Genomic DNA, 19,055 nt, shown 5'->3' with positions numbered 1-19,055 from the left:
CGAGCATTGAAGAATAATTATGGCTTAGGTGAAGGTGATGCGTACATGCCTTGGTTGCGTGTACAAGATGTTAATTCTGCCGGAAATAGCGGTAAAATCGATGGAATCAAATCTAACCGAGTTCACCACACATTATCAGAGCAAGAATCATGCTTTTTCTACCTAGCAGAGTTTTGTGATCCTGTTATTGATATTCGTGAGCAATTTCCCCTTCTCCCACTCGACCTTTCGGTCAGACTAGCAAAAACACTAGATGTCGATCATCCGATAATCCCAATGACAAAAGAAAAATGTTTCAATGTGATGACGACTGATTTTCTTTTAACTCTGACTGACGGCACTAAAACTTGGTATGAGGCGATAAGTGTTAAGCCTGCTGATGATCTAAAAGATAAACGTACAGCTGAAAAGCTCGATATTGAGAGGGTTTGGTGGCAGCTACAAGGTATTGCATTTCATATATTTTCAATGACAGAGCAGACTCAAATCCAATCTCGAAATATTCAATGGTTCACTTCACCGTATCGACAAGGGAGTAATTTTCAAAATGACACAATTGAAAAAGCTAAGTCTATTGTTAAATTAGGAACTAATTTAATTGAAGATTTATGTAATGACTTTATTCGTGAACTGAATGTTGAACATGATGACGCCTTAGTTTTATTGAAGGTTTTGCTAGCGACAAAGCAAGTTTGTGTAGACCTTAATAAGCCTATAGCTGAAAGTGGAATTTTGCAGGTTGTAAAGGTGGCGAGGCAAGTTGGAGAGCAGCAAAATGCAAGTTGAATTAAATAGTGTTTGGGTTTTTGAGGACGTTGGTGAGATTCAAGATGGAACTTACCGAGTTTTAAGTCATTACCCTGATGATTCAATAATTGTGATTTTCAGGCTTACGGATGATTCTAATCTCCAAAGACCCATAGCTGTCTCTGTCGCTATATTTATTGAAGCAATAGAAAATGGCCAAGCATCCCCGTCTGATTATTTAGCTCCCTTCTACCAGCTTGTTGCTGAGGAAACGCTCTCTGAAGCACATAAAAATAAGAGAAATTTTCGTTTCCATCAAATTAAAGAGTTAATCAGTGATCCAAATTTTCTTCTGGAGGTTTCACTTAATCCAAGGTGTAAAATCGTTGCAAGGCACGCTAAGAAGCAAAACACATACGTTCAAGGTTTATATCGGTCCCTCAATCTGTTTTGGAAGTATGGACAAGAGCTTAACGCATTGCTCCCAGCATACAAAAATTCTGGAGGCGCGGGGCAGCCACGGATTGCTGGAGACGTAAAAAGAGGGTCTCCTATTCAGGTATCCACTCCAGGGCTTATTGTTCCAAAAGGGGTAAATACTAGTGAAGAGGATAAAGTTAAGTTCCTTAAAGCGATGAAGTGTTATGGCTTGAGGGGAAAGGCTGCCACTCATAGTCGGGTATACGATCAGATGTTAAAAGAGTTTTATGCAGATGAATTAATTTCTGCAGATATTGAGCAACGTGAGGTATGTGTTCCGAGCTATAGGGCCTTTATTTATTGGGTTAACAGATTGATCCCTAGGCAAGAGATAATTAGAAAACAGACATCTTTAGGTTATTTTGACCGCAACCTCAGAGGTTTATCAGGGTCATCAACGGATCATACTGAAGTACCTGGTAGTTGTTTTGAGTTGGATGCTACCGTTCTAGATGTACATGTAGTATCTGAAATTAGGCGTAACCATGTTTTAGGCCGACCAACACTTTATCTTATTATAGATAAAGAAAGTCGGATGATTGTTGGTATGCATGTATCAATGGAGTTTGCTTCTTGGCGCGCGGGGCGTCAGGCTTTGGTTAATTGTGCCTCTTCTAAAAAAGAGTACTGTGCTCAATTTGGTATCGAGATCGAAGATAAAGATTGGCCATGTAATCATATTCCCCAACGTCTTTTATGTGACAGAGGGGAGTTCATCTGTAAAAATGCTGAAGATTTAGCAGTCCCTTTGATAGGTCACCTTAGCATTGCCCCTCCTTATAGAGCCGACCGAAAAGGTACGATAGAGCAGCGTTTCAATATGTTGAATAAGCGATTAAATCACGAACTTCAGGGAACCACTCTTGGGCGACCAAATACTCGTGGGGATCGTGATCCAAGAGCTGATGCAATATTTACTCTAAAAGAAGTCACGACATTACTTGTTGATGAGGTTTTGTCACTTAATCGGCAATACTTAGACAGCTTAGCTGGGCAGAGCCGCTTGTTTATCGAGTCCGGAAATAAACCTTGCCCTCTAAATTATTGGAATTTTCACCTAGATAAACATTTACATGCCCTAAATAAGGTAAATGAGGCTGAAGTTAGAAGTCGATTATTACCTGTAGAAACGGTTTCTATGACATCTAAAGGAATAAGACTCAACGACGATATGTACTATGAATGTGATCGGCCAGAGTTCGAAGATTGGAAAACGATTGCTCGCTCTGGATCTCGTTGGTCAATGGAGGCACGAATCGATCAAGATAATTCCTCATTCATTTATGTGAGGCTGCAAAAAATGGAAGGATTCACTCGATGTTCATTAATGTTGCAGTCTTCTAGTCTTGAAGGTCTACATCGAGCTGATGTTTTGTTTTTTGAAGATTGGAAAAAACTCGATAAAAAACGAGCTAAACCTGATGCAAAATCTGTAGAACAGCATCAGCGTCGAAAAGCTATTGTGAAGCATGCTCGAGGTGAGGCCAAGAATGCGCCTTCTTTATCCTCTAAAGTGGAGCGTACACGAGGCATGAAAGAGCGAAGAAGAGAGGCGATTGAGGATGCTCGATTGTCCAGCAGTTCAGTAAAGGTAGAACGCAAAAAAGAAGAGACTAATTATGTTGAGCAATGGTCAGAAGAGCGGAATCAAAAAGTGGTGTCATTGCTGAAGCGTAAAAAGGATCATGACTAATGTATGTTGAGAATGCCTATTATCAGAAAGCTATTTTACCTGAACACGTCGGGAATGCACTTATTGAATCACTCCCTAAGAAATTAACGGATGAAGAGTTAGTGGATAAATTGGCAAATTATCCAAAGTGCTTAACCGAGGATACTCAAAACGATCCTGAAATTCGCGTGGAGTACTTAACTCGTATAAAAAGACTTCGCCAGCCTCAGCTAGTTTACTTTGATGTCTTTAGGGCTGTTGAAATCGCGATAAAAGATGGATATTCATCTAAAGAACCTCTGTCGCCAACCACAATGAATTACCTTCATTATTCACTGGATGAAAGGCCTAGCATAGAGCCTAATACTGGATTCTTTAAACCTAAAGGGTGTGGGATAACAATCATTGGCGAAAGCGGCGTTGGTAAAACATCGATGCTAGAGCAGGTATTAAGTATCTACCCTGATGTAATTAAACATCAATCTTATAAAGGTATGTCATTACCATTAACACAAGTTGTGTGGCTTAAGGTCGATTGTCCTGATGATTCAAGTGTTAAAGGGCTTTGCCATCGGATTTTAGATGAAATTGATAGAAAGCTCGAAATTAAGAATACTAAACCACAGAATACTATTGCACTGTTAATAAAACAGATTGAAGCAAAAATGAAGTCTAATTTTTTAGGGATCTTAGTTATAGATGAGATGCAAAACCTAAATACAGCTAAAGCCGGTGGCGCTGAGCGATTATTAGGTTTCTTACATAATTTGATGAATAACCTTGGCATACCAATTTTATTTTGTGCAAATCCACCATTTGATAAGTTATTAAGCAAAACACTTAAAGCTGCACGACGAGCCGAAAGTGGAGGCTATTTTGACATTGGTTTACTTAAAAATTCAGAAGATGAGTGGGGACTTTTTGTTGATGAATTATGGAAGTTACAGTGGACTAACGTTCAAACTCCATTGACTCAGGACTTGAGTGACAGACTTTTTAATTTATCAGTCGGTAATATGGACCTTGCTGTGCGAATATTTTACGCTTCACAACGAGCAGTAATAGGCTCATTAGATGAACGGATTACTACCGATGTATTGAATAAAGGAGCAAGTATTGCTATTAGAGCATCGAAGCCTGCAACTGATGAATTAAGGCTTTCTCTATTAAAGCGTAAAAAAGAATCTACAAAAAAGATGTCAAACAATGAGGCTTCAGAAGAAGCTAAAGCTATTACTGAATCCAAAGGTAAATTCGTTACGATACCTGGTGACCTAAGTCGCCCTAACCATCCTGAATTTGCTGAGCGTATCACTGAGTTACAGTATGAGGATGATTTACATGCCTTGATTGAAGATCCTGCATTAATACAGAGAGCATCAGAAGAGGAAAATCCTTTGGATATGCTTAAATCGGCAGGACTTTTCTGTGAAGACCCGCTCAAGACTTTCGGTTAGCGTTTGAGCCATGCTTTTGCCTCCACAGCTACCAGATGAATTGTTGCTAGGACGGTTAATTCGTTATCTGGCTATATCTGGTGATGAGGTAGGAGCATTTTGCGAGAAAGCATTTGGCTCTAATCGAATTTCACTACACCCCTTACTTACAGCTGGAATTGAGCATTTATCTCATGCTGTAGGAGAGTCTCCTGAAGAATTGTTACACCAGCAAACCTTAGCACCACTTTTTCTTTTTTATTTACCAGAACATGCAAGTAAACTTAAAAAGTATTTGCTTGCTAATGAGGGCGCAAAAGCTCTTCGAGAAAGCCAGTTACCTTCATATGGTCATGGAGGTTCTGTGTGTCTCAAGTGGTGCCAACTCTGCGCTAAGCAAGACATTCAAAGCTATGGGGTGACTTATTGGCATAGGGCACACCAGATCCCAGGTGTTATAGCCTGTTATAAGCATTCAATCTTACTGAAGAGTATAGAGCTAGAAGAACGAAAACATCGCTTAGATACGGGGCTACTTCCATCTTGTCATGGGGGGACTCAAGCTGCGTTGGATATTGAGTCTTGTGTTGCTAAGTTCAGTCAACAGCTCACTTTAGTGCTCATGAAAGCCCTCCCCGTTATAGAGTTATCTTCAGTTTACCGATGGCGGCTAGCTGATTTGGGTTTTATCACATCCGGTGGGCGTGTTCGTCGCCAGCTTTTGATGCGACAATTTATAACTTGGGCAGGCAGTTATCATTCTGGATCAGATACTCCACTTCCCAATGATATTAAAGATTATCGATATTTATCTGAGTTATTGAATCCAAAGACGAGCCACCACCCATTCAGACACCTGCTCTTTGCCAGCTGGCTGTTTAGTCACCCAAATGAAATATTTAAACAAAAACATTCGGAGCCTAATGTAGCTTTGGTCAAGCCGAGCCTTATTAAAGCTCAACAGCTTGAAAATAAATGCTTAAAACTGCTTGAAGAGAACCGTTCTATGGCCGAAGTGTCTAGGTTAACAGGAAAAAGCCGCTGTTATTTAAAACGAATAGCTCTGCAGCATGGTATTAAACTGAATCTAAAGCCTAGACTGCTAACATCAGAATTAAAAAGTAAGATTGTTCATCTCGCTCGTTCAGGTATGCATAGAAAGTCGATTTCAGAACGATGCGATATAGGGGTAGGGTCGGTTGAGCAGGTTATTTCCAGTGTACCGGATTTAGTCGATTGGCGAAAAAAATGTCACTTTGAATCAATGCGTCGTCGTTATCGATTAGAGATCCAAAGTTATCGGTTGAAAAATCATGATGCTATTAGGCGTGATATAAAATCTGACTGTAATGCCGCATTTTTCTGGCTATATCTTTATGATCGAGATTGGCTTGAGGCTACTCTTCCATCTCCCGCCAAGCCTATAGGACATGGCGAGTATGTTTTAAACTCTGACTAATTCTTGTTGAAGTCTGATATCAGTTCATCTGTATCCACGAGCATATTACGTTCCATTTGCGTTCTCGATAATTTGTATAGCCATTCAAAAATCGGTGTTGCTGATTGTCGGAAGTTTTGCCAGTAACGCATATGTTGCTCAGTTGCTGAGTGCATCTCATCGATATTTAGCTTTCCCGTGAGAATATTGTCCCAAGAGTTATAACATCCCAGTGTCAGCTGCTCTGCTATTTTTAGGCTCTGTCTATTCAATATCCATTCATCGAGTACTACTGCAATTATGGGCGTAAATGGACCGATAACAAAAGCCAACGATTGTAATATTGTGTAGTTCAATGTGAGCGACACCAAGATTGGAATTGCGATACAAGTAACCAATAAAAATACTAATAAACCTTGATAGCGTTTTCTCAGTTCACTTTCCCAGGCGAACGTTGAGTATGTTGCAATGACTTTTCCGACGGGGTACGGCACATCTTTAAGTGCTGAAGACCACCATGTTTCAAGCTGTTCACGATCGCCTGGGGCTTCCTTAAGCCGTTTTGTGCTGAGTTCCATAACAAGGCTTTTGGGAAGCTCTAGTTGTGAAGGCTTATCGCCAATGTCCATGGTTTGGTAATCGTGCAGCCTTTGTAACATGCAGCCTCGAGATTGCCATTTGTTGACAAGATACTTGCCGAAAGTGCCAATGAAGAGAAAAGTTAGTAAAGGACCAATTGTCAAATAAGCTGGATCAAATGGAGCTTTGTTACCACAAAAAATATATACAGATACAGCCATCTGCACAAAAGCGAGCACAAATGCTGTGCCCCAAATCCAGGCTTTCCAAAACTTCGCTCGATCATAGGCGTATCGGAATGCGGTCCCCGCTTCGACAGCAGCAGCTTGTTTTTGATTGGTTACTATACAAGTCATATCGTTATCCATATTGAGGGAACTCTGTGCCGAATACTTTTCGCCATTCACTTATGGCTGTCTCATGATCACCTGCTTTCTCAAACTCTCGTGCCGCAAGAGCAGTATTGAAATCAGTTTCTGCTTTCTGGGAAATTTTTAGCTTATCGTCATAAGTTAAAGTATTTAAATTTCCCTGAATCCCTTTAGGGTCATCGACAGAACTCCATATATTATTTTTAATATACCCAAGAATATTAATGACATTGATATCAATAAACTCAGTTGCTTCACCTTTGGCTTCGAAGTGGTTGAGCACCATGCTCTCGAGCAAATAAGACGACATAGAAGGCATGGTTGAACGACGCTGCCAATACTTGATGGCTCGGATAGCATTAAGTACATGCCCATTACATAGCTGATTGATATCTGTGACGCGCTGACGGTCAAGTCTTGGATCTGTTTTCATCCAGTTACCCTTGCCGTCTGGAATGATGTAATAAGTTTTTCCCGCGCTATCTTCAGTGGTGAAGAAAGCAGGAACTATGTCAAAGTTCCAGTCATAGCTTGTCAATTTCAGGGTTGCTGCATTTTGGTTGCGATGCAGATCTGCTCTTTCATAGTGATTCAGAGAAGACAATTTACTCACAAAGCGATTGATGACTTTTCGAGAGTTCAGTCGATATGTTCCATCATGTCGGTAGTCTTTATACTCAGGGGAGTCAGATGGTGTATTAAGATAAACCGTTCCATCGAACGATTCCTCCCAAGTACAGCCGTTTGCGGAGAGGGTGATAATCATGTCAATATCATCTAGTGGCTTGATTTTCGTTCTACGAGCAAAAGATCCAAAGTCGATATTTTTGTCACTATAAAGAGGAAAAAAATCTGTTAGACCTATGACATTGCCCTTCAAAAAATTACGGCTAGCACGTGCTGTATTGGTTCTAGTACCATCTAAATTAACGGCATTGATCATAAATGTAGTAAACGCGGCATTTACAGTTTTTGACATGATAATTCTCCCCAAAATAATTTTAGTGCATCAATCACGATGATGCTTTATTTTTCTAGATTACGTTGACTTTTGTTAGAGAGTCAAGCATTATTTAATGCATCATAACTAATGATGCGGTTGAGTATGCAAGTAACCTTAGAACAAATAGCAGTAATTAGGGCCGGACATCCATTTAGGGGGGCGATTAATGAATCCCTTGAGGGAAATGGTTATGTAATCCAGACTCGAGATCAAAATGATGAAGGGGATATCAATTGGGAGCAGTTGGTTCTAACTGATGTTGCTGGACGTAAAGAGCCTGAGTGGCTCAAACCAAACGACATTGTTTTTGCTGCTCGAGGCGCAAGAAACCTAGCATCTGTTGTACTCGATACCAAAAAATCGATAGTCTGTTCACCGCACTATTTTCAAATTCGGGTAATAGAGAGGGCTTTGATACGACCTGAATTTCTTGCTTGGCAGTTAAATCAAAGTGTTGCTCAAAGATACTTTTTACAATCGGCAGAAGGAACGTCACAAGTGAGCATTCGCCGTTCAGTACTAGATAACACCCCAATAATTATTCCGCCGCTAGCAACACAGCTGCGCATGGTAAAAATGGCGCAGCACGCAAAGCAAGAGAAACAAATTTACCAAAGATTAATTGAATTGAGACGTTTAGAGCTAGATGCTATCGGCCAACAGATTTTAAAAGAATCAATAATATAAGAGAAAGATCATGCCAAATACATTAATAAACCAAAATGACATAAATAACGCGGTATGGGGAGCCTGTGACACTTTCCGTGGCACAGTAGACCCATCAATTTATAAAGATTTTGTTTTAACCATGCTGTTCTTAAAATACATTTCTGATGTACACCAAGATAAAGCAGAACAACTGAAAATAGAACACGGTGATGAGCCTGAACTAATTGCGGCGATGATGGAAAGCCAGTCTTTCAAAATTCCAGCAGGAGCAACCTTCTGGGACTTATACGAACTGCGTAATACCGCAGGTAATGGCTCACGTATCGACCAAGCATTGCATGCAATTGAAGAAGCCAACGGCACCAAGCTGAAAAACGTGTTTCAAGACATCAGTTTTAATACCGATAAACTCGGTGATGAAAAACAGAAAAACGATATTCTACGTCACCTAATGGAAGACTTTGGTAAACCAACCCTTAACCTGCGCCCTAGCCGTGTGGGTTCGTTAGATGTGATTGGTAATGCCTATGAATACCTGATTAAACATTTTGCGGCGGGCAGTGGTAAATCGGCAGGCGAGTTTTATACCCCACCTGAAGTGTCAGATTTACTTTCTATCATCCTTGAACCACAAGAGGGCGATACCATTTGTGACCCAGCCTGTGGATCGGGTTCGCTATTAATGAAGTGTGGCAAACAAATACAAAAAAACTTCAATGGCTCTAAGCAATATGCGCTATTTGGCCAAGAAGCGATTGGCTCTACGTGGTCACTGGCTAAAATGAATATGTTCCTACACGGTGAAGATAACCACCGCATTGAATGGGGCGATACCATTCGTAACCCTAAGCTACAGGACAAAGAAGGCGGTTTATTACACTTTGACGTAGTAACCGCTAATCCGCCTTTCTCGTTGGATAAATGGGGGCATGAAAACGCCGCCGATGACCACTTTGGTCGTTTCCGCCGTGGTGTACCACCTAAAACCAAAGGTGATTACGCCTTTATCTCACACATGATTGAAACCCTTAAACCGCAAACAGGCCGTATGGGCGTGGTTGTCCCCCATGGCGTGTTATTCCGCGCTTCAACCGAAGGCGCAATTCGTAAGCAACTGATTGATGAAAACCTACTTGATACCGTGATTGGTTTACCTGAAAAACTGTTCTTTGGTACGGGTATTCCTGCAGCTATTTTACTGTTCAAAAAACAAAAATCAGACAACAAAGTGTTGTTTATTGATGCTTCGCGTGAGTTTAAATCGGGTAAAAACCAAAACCAACTCACCACTGAAAATATTCAGAAGATTGTTGATACCTACAAAGCACGTGAAACGACGGATAAATACTCATATTTAGCGACAACACAAGAGATTGCCGAGAATGACTACAACCTTAATATCCCCCGTTATATAGACACCTTTGAAGAGGAAGCGGAAATTGACTTAGTTGCTGTTCGTAGTGAGCGTTTAACACTACAAACTGAGTTAGGTGAACTAGAGGCTGAAATGGCGGGTTATTTAGAGGAGCTGGGTTATGGTGCCTAATGGTTGGAGTTTAGTTAAATTAGGTGATGTTTTAACGCTTGGTAGCGGTGATACGAAACCTACTGATTTGCAAAAAGAGTTTTCCGATGATTCACCATACCCTGTCTATGGTGGAAACAACATCATGGGGTACTCTAGTCAAAAAAACTCTTCTGATTCTGTAATTTTAATTGGGCGAGTAGGCGAATATTGTGGTGTAACACGATATATCAATAAAGCATGTTGGATTACTGATAACGCCTTGTATACCAAGACGGTCTCTTCTGAAATTGACAAAGAGTATTTGGTTAGCAAGCTTAAAAAGTTTGACTTATCTAGGCTTAGAAATAAGGGGGGACAGCCACTTGTCTCACAAAAGCCTATCTATGCAGTAAAACTGCCATTGCCCCCACTCCCAGAACAACAAAAAATCGCCAAAATCCTTTCAACGTGGGATAAGGCGATCAGTACAACTGAAAAGCTGATTGCAACCAGCAAACAGCAGAAAAAATCCCTGATGCAGCAGCTTTTGACGGGTAAGAAGCGTTTGCTCAACCCTGAAACAGGTAAGGCGTTTGAAGGGAAGTGGGAAGATCTAAGAGTTGGCGAGATAACAATTAAATTTTCCAATAAAAATAAGTCATCTGAAAATATTCGAGTGTACTCTGTTACAAATAACTCCGGTTTTGTTAAACAAGACGAGCACTTTTCAAAAGAAGTTGCGAGTGAGAATAGGTCAACATACAAGATCGTTGAAAATGGAGATTTTGCATATAATCCAGCGAGGATTAATGTGGGATCTATAGCTAGATTCAATGGTGATATAGGCATCATAAGTTCACTATACGTCTGCTTTAAGCTTAAGCCTAAAGTACATTCTGAGTTTTTCTTTCAATGGCTATCCACTGAAAAAACCAAATTTGATTACTGTCGATATGGGGAAGGTAGTGTAAGAGTTTATTTATGGTACGAACAATTTTCTAAAATAAGCGTGTTATTACCTTCTATGGAAGAACAACAAAAAATCGCCTCAGTCCTCACTGCTGCCGACAAAGAGATCGAGCTATTAGAAAGCAAACTCGCCCACCTCAAACAAGAGAAAAAGGCATTGATGCAGCAGCTACTCACAGGTAAACGCCGCGTCAAAGTCGATTTAATGGAAACGGTGTAACAATATGGACATTAAAGCATTAACATTTAAAGAACGTGATGAGTTTAAGCGTGAGAGCATTGCTAAAAAAGTGATTACGTTATTACAAGCCGACATCAATGTTTCTCCAATGGTTATTGATGGTAGTTGGGGGACGGGTAAAACAGAGTTTTGTCATAAGCTCATAAATCTGATGCGCGGGGATGATACACATCACTTAATTTATATTGATGCCTTTAAAGCCGACCATGCTGATGAGCCTTTAATGACAGTACTTGCTGAAGTCATTAAAGTTTTGCCCGATGAGGACAGCCAAAAAAGTTTCATGAAAAAAGCCTTGCCTGCGGTACGTTATGGTTTTAAAGCAGTAGCAAAAGCAGTTGTATCACATACATTAAAACAAGATTTTGCGGATGTAGCTGATGGTTTTGATAAAGAAATTCAAGGTGCTGCGGATAAGGCGATTGATGCGACTGTTGAATCTATATTAAAAGATCATGTTAAAGCTGAACAAAATTTAAAAGCATTACAAACTGCACTTTCAGACATTGCTTCTACAAAACCGATTATATTGTTCGTTGATGAACTTGATCGATGCAGACCAAACTTTGCAATTGAAATGCTTGAGGTTATAAAGCATACCTTTGATGTTAAAGGGGTTAGCTTTGTGCTAATTACCAACACCCAGCAATTAAAAGCCTCGGTTAATCATTGTTATGGTCATGCTGTTGATGCACAGCGCTACTTAGACAAGTTTATCAAATTCAGGTTTGAGTTATCTTCTCTTTCCGATAGAAACATACATTCACCAGTAATAGCCGCTAGAAAGCATTTTTTTACACTCGCACGAGAAAAAAAGTGTTTGCCTGATGATTGCATACAAAATCCTGCATTTGGACAAGCAATTGAGTATTTGATTCAATACCACTCTCTTTCTCTCAGGGAAGTGGAAACTCTAATTTTACATATTCAGATTGCACAAAGCTTATCAAATTCAGATAGATTTATAGATCGTCAGTATCTTGGGTATATGCTGTTACGATTAATTGGTGTCATGCTTGTATGCTTCCGACCAGAACTATTATCAGAGCTTAAAAAAGGCGTTGTTGACGCTAATTTATTGAGTGAATTTTTAGGAGTAAAAGATATTCCAGTACTTGATGGGAGGGGGATACCAAAAGTTTGGGAGGTGATAATGGTTATCCTGGTGAAAGATTGCAATAAAAACACAGAGAAATACAACCCAAGCAAAGAGCAAGAGGCCTATTGGCAAAAATATATCAACAATAGTTTTATGGGTGATACTCCTGACCAGAATGAGGCCATAAATCAGATTATCGAAACGGCAAATCTGATGTCTTTTGAGTGAGGATCGACCTAATGATGTCACCAGTTAATTTTAAAGAAGAATTTAGCTCTAAAATTCCAGCATTAACTGTGCTGACTAACCTTGGCTATGAATTCATACCACCAAGCAAGTGCTTGATGAAGCGATGCAACCGAACCGTAGTTATCTTGCCTGATGTCCTTCGTGATGTACTGAAACACAAAACCTATTCATTTATGGGAAAAACCCACAAGCTTTCTGATTCCGCTATCGACAAAATAGTGCATGAACTGGCTAACCCAGCGATGAATGAAGGGTTAAAAGCGGCTAATGAAAAACTCTATAACGCACTCACTTATGGCATTGGTGTGACGGAGTTTATTGACGGAAAAAAAGCTAACCCGACCATTCAAGTAATTGATTGGCAAACACCAGATAATAACCAATTTCATTTTACCGAAGAGATGGAAGTTGAAAATGCACACGGCACAGGAAAGCGTATTCCGGATATTGTTTGTTTTGTAAATGGCTTGCCTTGGGTGGTGATTGAAGCAAAGCGTCCTGATTCATCATCAGAGGGTAAACCAACCATCCATGAAGGTGTTTCGCAAACTATTCGTAATCAGGCCAATGATGAAATTCCCCACCTGTTTGCTTATAGCCAACTGGTGATGTCGGTGAATGGCAATGAAGGCTTATATGCTACTTGTGGCACCAGCGCTAAATTCTGGGCGAAGTGGAAAGAGGAAGAGATTAGCGAACGCACATTTGCTCGTTTGAAGAATGCCCCACTAACGCAAACTAAACTGGATTTAATATTTAACCATCGCCCAGCTAAAGTGCGTGATGAGTACCTTTCGCTGATTGCTGGCGGTGATTTAGTGGTAACGGATCAAGACCGTTTATTAGTTTCGATGCTCCGCCCTGATCGCCTCTTAGAGATGACACGCCTTTATACGCTGTTCGATAAAAAAGCTGGCAAGATTGTCGCTCGTTATCAGCAAGTGTTTGGCATTAAAGCCTTGATTGAACGTGTGACCTCCTTTGATAAACAGGGTGCACGTAATGGTGGGGTGATTTGGCACACTACGGGATCTGGCAAATCATTTACCATGGTATTCCTCTCAAAAGCCTTGATATGGCTTGACGCACTAGCAAAATGTCGCGTGATTGTGGTCACTGACCGTGTGGATTTAGAAGATCAACTTGCACGTACTTTTGCATCAGGTGGCGCGTTATCTGATAAAGATAAAAAGTCCGCAATGGCAACTACGGGCCGCCGTTTAGCAGAGCAGATTGGTAAAGGTAACGAGCGTATTATCTTCTCTATCATCAATAAGTTTGGCACGGCGATTGAGCTACCGGAGTGTTATAACGACAGCCCAGATATCATTGTGTTAGTGGATGAAGGCCACCGCAGTCAAAACGGTGAAAACAATATTCGTATGCAGCAAGCCTTACCTAAAGCGGCCTATATTGGCTTTACGGGTACGCCACTGCTGCAAGATGATAAAACCCAAAATAAGTTCGGTAAAATTATTCATTCATACACCATGCAACAAGCGGTGGAAGATAAAACGGTTACGCCATTACTCTATGAAGAGCGGATACCCGATTTAAGTACTAACGATAAAGCGATTGATGCGTGGTTTGACCGTATTACCGACAAGTTATCTGATAAACAACGAACAGACCTTAAAAGAAAGTTTTCTCAAAAAGGCCAAATTTATCAAACCGAAGGTCGCATTGAATTAATTGCCCATGATATTTCTGACCACTTCCAAAACTTTAAGCGCCAAGGGCTAAAAGGCCAGCTTGCTTGTGACTCTAAAGCTTCTGCAATTCAATATAAGAAGCTGTTAGACAAGATTGGTAAAGTTACCTCCGTTGTTGCTATGTCGGCACCTGATACGCGTGAGGGGCATGATACGGTTGATGGTGAGAGTAAAGATATCGTTCAGAACTGGTGGAAGGAAAATATTACTCATTCAAGCTTTGGCAATGATGAAAAAGCTTACACTAAACATATCATCAGTGAGTTTAGTAAAGATGAAGGCCCAGATCTGATGATTGTGGTTGATAAACTATTAACTGGTTTTGATGAACCCAAAAATACCGTGCTTTACATCGACAAGCCTCTAAAGCAACACAACTTAATTCAAGCGATTGCACGTGTGAACCGCTTACACCAGAATAAGCAGTTTGGTTACCTAATTGATTATCGTGGTATTTTAAAAGAACTAGATGCCACTATTGCCGATTATCAAGATTTAGCAGAGCGTACTCAAGGTGGCTTTGATATTGAAGATCTTAAAGGTCTATATAGTCGCATGGAGACCGAATATAAAAAGCTTCCTGGCTTATATAGCGATTTATGGGCAACCTTTGATAGCGTGCAGAACAAGCAAGATGGCCAAGCGTTACGCCAAGTATTAGCACCTAAAATCGACACCATTGATGGTCAACTGACTGATACAAATCAGAAGAAACGTGAAGATTTTTACGCTTCACTTACTACTTTTGCTAATTGTTTAAAAGTGGCATTGCAGTCTGCGAGCTATTTTGAAGATAAAAGCTTTGACGACAAACGCGATTTATACAAAAAGACATTGAAGTTTATGTCTGAATTACGCGTACAAGTGCGTGAAGATGCTGAAGAAACGGTTAAGTATGATGATTATGCCGCAAGCATACGTACCATGTTAGATAAGCATATTGGTGGCGTTCAAATTGAAGAGTCGAAAGGCGCTTACTTGGTTGGCAATATGGGCAAGGATAATAAGCCCGAAGATATGAGTGATGATGAAGCGCGTAACAAAAAGGATGCTATTACTGGGCGTGTGACCAAGATGATTGAACAAGATCTCGCTGACGATCCTTATGCTCAAGAATACTTTTCCAACTTGCTTAAACAAGCGATTGATAAAACTAAAGAGATGTTTGATGCCCCAGTAAAGCAATACTTATTGTTTGCTAATTTTGAACAGCAAGTGAAAGAGCGCAAAGTCGAAGGCATTCCTGCTGACCGATTTAGTGAACTTGACCCTAAGATTAAGCGTCATGTGCAGGCCTACTATGGTCTGTTTTTAAAGCATGTAGCCAGTGCTAATACGTTGACCGAGGATGAATACTTTAACAGTGCGATGTTGATTGATGAAATTGTTACTGGTGCCGTTGCTGAGTTTTCAATTAACCCACAAGAAATTGAAAACCAAATTAAACGTAAACTTCTTCCTGTACTATTTAAAACCATAGGCATGGATAACGCCAAAGTAGTGATTGCCGATGTGATTCAAATTACCCGTTTGGGCGTGGCAGGTCACCATTAATGGCTTCAGTAAATGCTAGCGAAGAAACTAAAGAGCAATATAGCTTTGTTTATGGTGATGAAGCGGTTACCTATGAGGTTATTCGTAAACTAGATGGGCAAGGAATTGAAAAAAAGAAGCGTAAAATTACCATTAAAGTCCATCCTGATTGCAACGTAGTTGTTAACGCCCCAAACGATGCGCAAAGAAAGGATATTCATGAAGCCGTAATGAAACGAGCTAAGTGGATATATGCGGCATTATGCGAATTTCGAACTCATCTTGAGCATGTTCAGACAAAACATTATGTGAGTGGTGAAATGCAGTTTTATCTTGGTCGGCGTTATGTACTCAAAGTGGTTGAAGACCCTGATGGTGTTTCAAACGTTAAAATGACCCGAGGCAAATTGCTAGTTACGTTGAACCGCTTTAATGAAGACAAGCAAGCCCTGACCAAAACGTTAGTATCAAAATGGTATAAGGTTCGTGCCGAACGGGCTTTTCATCAACGCTTATCTGAACTACTTCCACAAGCTACGTGGGTTACAGGCATTCCTAGCTTTCGAGTGCTGTCTATGGCCAAGCAATGGGGGAGTTGCTCTGCCAAAGGTAATTTAATGCTTAACCCTCATCTGATTAAAGCACCCAAAGAGTGTATTGACTACGTGATTTTGCACGAGCTTTGCCACATTGCTGAGCATAACCATAGCGAAAAATTTTGGCGCTTACTTTCAAGTGTAATGCCTAATTGGCAAGAAGTTAAAAGCCGTTTAGATGGCATGGCGGAGTTGTATTTGAATGAGTAAAGATAGGTATTAAGAACATAAAAATGTTTAATTTTCTTACAATTAATGAGGAGGAAAGTTTAACGGGTTTTACTCTTCGTCAGGAGTTTATATTTACTTCTGAAGTGACCAATAGTCTACTCAAAACCATAGGTGGCGATAGAAAGGCTCTCAACTTTCCAAAAAAAGTAGAGTTTACTGGTTTACAAAATAAAACTATGGGGGAAGTGCTATCGATGCACACTGTTTATCCCCTTTTAAAATATACATCCGACTACCGCTTAAAAACTGAGTTAATAGATGTTCTTATTCATGGTTACTCAGAACAACGCTGCGCTCTTGAGAAACAATTGTTTCAATATGCTGAGCTACTCTATTGTCCCAAGTGCTTTATTGATCAATTAAGACAATACGGATTTTGCTGGTTACTAAGGCTGTGGCAAGCTCCACTTGTGACAGCATGCCACATACATAATATAAAATTGTGTAAATACTCCTGTGATTGCATCAATAGCCGGTTTGCAACGAAAAACTTTCTTGTCGGATTATTTACGGGGAGTTGTCCAGAATGTCATTGTAATACTTGGACTGAAGCATATTGTAAAGCGTCGTTCTCTGAGCGGCGTACAGCTAAATGGATGTCAGAAATACTCATGTATCCTCCTATTCATCTATCAAGGGCTGTTAATTTAAGTTTAATATTAGATTTTATTGAAAAGAGTGGGGTTAATCATTTATCAAAAAAAAAGCAACTAGATTTTTTAACAAAAAAGTGTGCGAAACAACATAAGTCTTTGAATAATGAGTATTTACATAAGCAAATAAAAGCTATTGTTAATAGTTTTACACTACCATTAGATTCCAAAATTTTCTACTCATTAGCCATTTCTACTTTCAAATCGGCTTCAGATTTCTATTTTCATATTAATAGTTGCGGTAGCGTTGGATACCTGAACATCAAAAAACACGATGAACATTTTAAGGAGAATAAACAGGTAACTTTGGTAGATGAAGATTATATTCAAGATACAAAACCTGACGATATGAATGAAAATTGGATTAGAATTATCATTTAGTGTACAAACTTTATTGTTCTAAAGTGGCATTAGTGTACAAACTTTATTGTGCCAATACATAGTTTTGCGTTATGATCATATCTAATAATAGGAGCTTGCTGTGACAGCTAATATTAATTTTTGCTGTTCCTCTGTCGAATTTCACCCTCAAGTGGTTTATCGCGAAAGTTGCAGGTTATTTAGCCTACTTATGGTATTAAGCTATTCTCTTTATATATAAAATCCTGTATTAATGGCGGATTATTGCCTTTTTTATTATTTTTTGTGCTCAATGGCCTGAAATAAGCGGTTTGAGTGCTGGAGTGTTCCCCTTGAAAAAGCTGTTATTGATTGCGTGCTCGGCGTTGTTGATGAGTGCTTGTGCAACGAAAGTGCCTGAGGTTGTTGTTGTAAAAAAGCCGGTGGTGGTTGCGCCTGTAATAGTGCAAAAGCCCAGTTGGCGTGAGTCTACCTTGCTTGAGTTTCACGATGAATGGCGCGGTACGCCTTATCGTCTGGGTGGGCTGAGTAAAAAAGGGGTTGATTGCTCTGGCATGGTGTATCTGGCTTATAAAGACATCGTTGGCCAATATTTACCTCGCACTGTGATGGGGCAAAAGATATTAGGTCAAGAAATTAAACGCCATGAACTAGAAATTGGCGATCTAGTGTTTTTTAAAGTTAACCCCCGTGTTCAACATGTGGGGATTTATGTGGGTGATAATAATTTCCTGCATGCATCCACTAAAAAAGGCGTGAAAATATCGAGCCTTAATAATGTGTATTGGGCTCCCAGATTTTGGACTGCTAAACGCCTTGAAGATGTTGATTTGTCCCCAAGAGAGGCGAGTTAATATCCTTAACATTGTTAGTGAGATCAGCTTTTAGGGCTTTAGCCCATGTCGGCTGAGTTTTTTATGCTATTTTAGCCAGCCGCAGCAAGTGAAATGCAGGAAACTATATTATGAGCAAAGCAAAAATTGGTATCGTCACAGTCAGTGATAGAGCCAGCGCCGGTATTTATGAAGATTTATCGGGTCAGGCGATTATAGACACGCTAAATGATTATTTAAGCTGCGAGTGGGAGCCTGTGTATCAGGTGATCCCTGATGAACGTGACATCATAGAAGCTACCTTAATTAACATGGCCGATGAACAAGATTGCTGCTTGATAGTGACCACTGGCGGTACCGGTCCAGCAAAACGCGATGTGACCCCTGAAGCCACTGAAGCTGTATGCGATCGCATGATGCCTGGTTTTGGCGAGTTGATGCGTGCCGAATCACTTAAATTTGTGCCGACAGCGATTTTATCCCGTCAAACCGCAGGTCTTCGCGGTAACTCCTTGATTGTTAATCTTCCTGGTAAACCTAAGTCTATCCGTGAATGTTTGGATGCGGTGTTCCCGGCTATTCCCTATTGCATAGATCTAATGGAAGGGCCGTATTTGGTCTGCAATGAGAGTGTGATTAAGCCGTTTAGGCCGAAAGCTAAGTAACTCATACTACGC

General features: G+C 40.2%; 15 protein-coding genes. 13 read left to right on the top strand and 2 right to left on the bottom strand.

The features are described 5' to 3' along the window. Positions 1-45: 45 nt before the first annotated feature. The 4 genes from H5073_RS03815 to H5073_RS03800 are packed head-to-tail and all read left to right on the top strand — an operon-like array spanning position 46 to position 5,794. The gene (locus tag H5073_RS03815) at positions 46-786 is read left to right on the top strand and encodes a TnsA endonuclease N-terminal domain-containing protein (protein WP_259394812.1); all 741 of its coding nucleotides are present in this window, start codon (positions 46-48) and stop codon (positions 784-786) included. After that, entirely contained in the window at positions 776-2,920 is a 2,145-nt protein-coding gene (locus H5073_RS03810) for a DDE-type integrase/transposase/recombinase (protein WP_182677142.1), read from the top strand. Before H5073_RS03815 ends, H5073_RS03810 begins: the two co-directional genes overlap by 11 nt. Further along, positions 2,920-4,356, top strand: coding sequence for an ATP-binding protein (locus tag H5073_RS03805; protein ID WP_182677140.1), 1,437 nt, complete (start codon positions 2,920-2,922; stop codon positions 4,354-4,356). The genes H5073_RS03810 and H5073_RS03805 overlap by 1 nt, the downstream gene beginning before the upstream one ends. Before the next feature lie 10 nt (positions 4,357-4,366). Beyond that, positions 4,367-5,794 (top strand): TnsD family Tn7-like transposition protein, encoded by a 1,428-nt coding sequence (locus H5073_RS03800; RefSeq protein ID WP_182677138.1) that lies wholly within the window; start codon positions 4,367-4,369, stop codon positions 5,792-5,794. On the opposite strand, the gene H5073_RS03795 is transcribed toward H5073_RS03800, so the two are convergent. Then, positions 5,791-6,720 (bottom strand): S-4TM family putative pore-forming effector, encoded by a 930-nt coding sequence (locus tag H5073_RS03795; RefSeq protein WP_182677136.1) that lies wholly within the window; start codon positions 6,718-6,720, stop codon positions 5,791-5,793. The genes H5073_RS03800 and H5073_RS03795 overlap by 4 nt on opposite strands. Further along, positions 6,713-7,702 carry a nucleotidyltransferase gene (locus tag H5073_RS03790; RefSeq protein WP_182677134.1) on the bottom strand — a complete coding sequence of 330 codons (990 nt, stop codon included), beginning with the start codon at positions 7,700-7,702 and terminating at the stop codon, positions 6,713-6,715. Before H5073_RS03790 ends, H5073_RS03795 begins: the two co-directional genes overlap by 8 nt. A gap of 126 nt (positions 7,703-7,828) precedes the next feature. Between H5073_RS03790 and H5073_RS03785 the strand changes: the two genes are divergently transcribed. The 9 genes from H5073_RS03785 (at position 7,829) to mog (ending at position 19,043) form a co-directional block, all read left to right on the top strand. Beyond that, positions 7,829-8,413 carry a restriction endonuclease subunit S gene (locus H5073_RS03785; RefSeq protein ID WP_182677132.1) on the top strand — a complete coding sequence of 195 codons (585 nt, stop codon included), beginning with the start codon at positions 7,829-7,831 and terminating at the stop codon, positions 8,411-8,413. Positions 8,414-8,423: 10 nt separating this feature from the next. After that, on the top strand, positions 8,424-9,941 hold the full coding sequence (locus H5073_RS03780; protein ID WP_182677130.1) for a type I restriction-modification system subunit M: 1,518 nt from the start codon (positions 8,424-8,426) through the stop codon (positions 9,939-9,941). After that, a complete protein-coding gene (locus H5073_RS03775) occupies positions 9,931-11,091 on the top strand; it encodes a restriction endonuclease subunit S (protein WP_182677128.1) in 1,161 nt (386 codons plus the stop codon). Before H5073_RS03780 ends, H5073_RS03775 begins: the two co-directional genes overlap by 11 nt. A gap of 4 nt (positions 11,092-11,095) precedes the next feature. Continuing rightward, a complete protein-coding gene (locus tag H5073_RS03770; RefSeq protein WP_182677126.1) occupies positions 11,096-12,439 on the top strand; it encodes a P-loop NTPase fold protein in 1,344 nt (447 codons plus the stop codon). An 11-nt stretch (positions 12,440-12,450) separates the two neighbouring features. Then, positions 12,451-15,726, top strand: coding sequence for a type I restriction endonuclease subunit R (locus H5073_RS03765; protein WP_182677124.1), 3,276 nt, complete (start codon positions 12,451-12,453; stop codon positions 15,724-15,726). Further along, the gene (locus tag H5073_RS03760) at positions 15,726-16,511 is read left to right on the top strand and encodes a M48 family metallopeptidase (protein ID WP_182677122.1); all 786 of its coding nucleotides are present in this window, start codon (positions 15,726-15,728) and stop codon (positions 16,509-16,511) included. The genes H5073_RS03765 and H5073_RS03760 overlap by 1 nt, the downstream gene beginning before the upstream one ends. Before the next feature lie 23 nt (positions 16,512-16,534). Next, the gene (locus tag H5073_RS03755) at positions 16,535-17,566 is read left to right on the top strand and encodes a TniQ family protein (protein WP_182677120.1); all 1,032 of its coding nucleotides are present in this window, start codon (positions 16,535-16,537) and stop codon (positions 17,564-17,566) included. Positions 17,567-17,916: 350 nt separating this feature from the next. Further along, entirely contained in the window at positions 17,917-18,399 is a 483-nt protein-coding gene (locus H5073_RS03750; RefSeq protein ID WP_182677269.1) for an NlpC/P60 family protein, read from the top strand. A gap of 110 nt (positions 18,400-18,509) precedes the next feature. After that, on the top strand, positions 18,510-19,043 hold the full coding sequence (gene mog / locus H5073_RS03745; protein ID WP_182677118.1) for a molybdopterin adenylyltransferase: 534 nt from the start codon (positions 18,510-18,512) through the stop codon (positions 19,041-19,043). Positions 19,044-19,055: the final 12 nt, after the last annotated feature.

The sequence above is a fragment of the Shewanella sp. SR44-3 genome, assembly GCF_014163735.1.
Lineage (GTDB): Bacteria > Pseudomonadota > Gammaproteobacteria > Enterobacterales > Shewanellaceae > Shewanella.
Note: the sequence above shows the minus strand (reverse complement) of the source record. Positions and strands in the feature narration are given on the sequence as shown.

Coding starts and splice junctions, on each gene's coding strand:
- H5073_RS03805 (WP_182677140.1), top strand. CDS start 2,920: ATGTATGTTGAGAATGCCTATTATCAGAAAGCTATTTTACCTGAACAC.
- H5073_RS03795 (WP_182677136.1), bottom strand. CDS start 6,720: ATGGATAACGATATGACTTGTATAGTAACCAATCAAAAACAAGCTGCT.
- H5073_RS03780 (WP_182677130.1), top strand. CDS start 8,424: ATGCCAAATACATTAATAAACCAAAATGACATAAATAACGCGGTATGG.
- H5073_RS03785 (WP_182677132.1), top strand. CDS start 7,829: ATGCAAGTAACCTTAGAACAAATAGCAGTAATTAGGGCCGGACATCCA.
- H5073_RS03770 (WP_182677126.1), top strand. CDS start 11,096: ATGGACATTAAAGCATTAACATTTAAAGAACGTGATGAGTTTAAGCGT.
- H5073_RS03765 (WP_182677124.1), top strand. CDS start 12,451: ATGATGTCACCAGTTAATTTTAAAGAAGAATTTAGCTCTAAAATTCCA.
- H5073_RS03810 (WP_182677142.1), top strand. CDS start 776: ATGCAAGTTGAATTAAATAGTGTTTGGGTTTTTGAGGACGTTGGTGAG.
- H5073_RS03755 (WP_182677120.1), top strand. CDS start 16,535: ATGTTTAATTTTCTTACAATTAATGAGGAGGAAAGTTTAACGGGTTTT.
- H5073_RS03800 (WP_182677138.1), top strand. CDS start 4,367: ATGCTTTTGCCTCCACAGCTACCAGATGAATTGTTGCTAGGACGGTTA.
- H5073_RS03750 (WP_182677269.1), top strand. CDS start 17,917: ATGAGTGCTTGTGCAACGAAAGTGCCTGAGGTTGTTGTTGTAAAAAAG.
- H5073_RS03790 (WP_182677134.1), bottom strand. CDS start 7,702: ATGTCAAAAACTGTAAATGCCGCGTTTACTACATTTATGATCAATGCC.
- H5073_RS03760 (WP_182677122.1), top strand. CDS start 15,726: ATGGCTTCAGTAAATGCTAGCGAAGAAACTAAAGAGCAATATAGCTTT.
- H5073_RS03775 (WP_182677128.1), top strand. CDS start 9,931: ATGGTGCCTAATGGTTGGAGTTTAGTTAAATTAGGTGATGTTTTAACG.
- H5073_RS03815 (WP_259394812.1), top strand. CDS start 46: ATGCCTTGGTTGCGTGTACAAGATGTTAATTCTGCCGGAAATAGCGGT.
- mog (WP_182677118.1), top strand. CDS start 18,510: ATGAGCAAAGCAAAAATTGGTATCGTCACAGTCAGTGATAGAGCCAGC.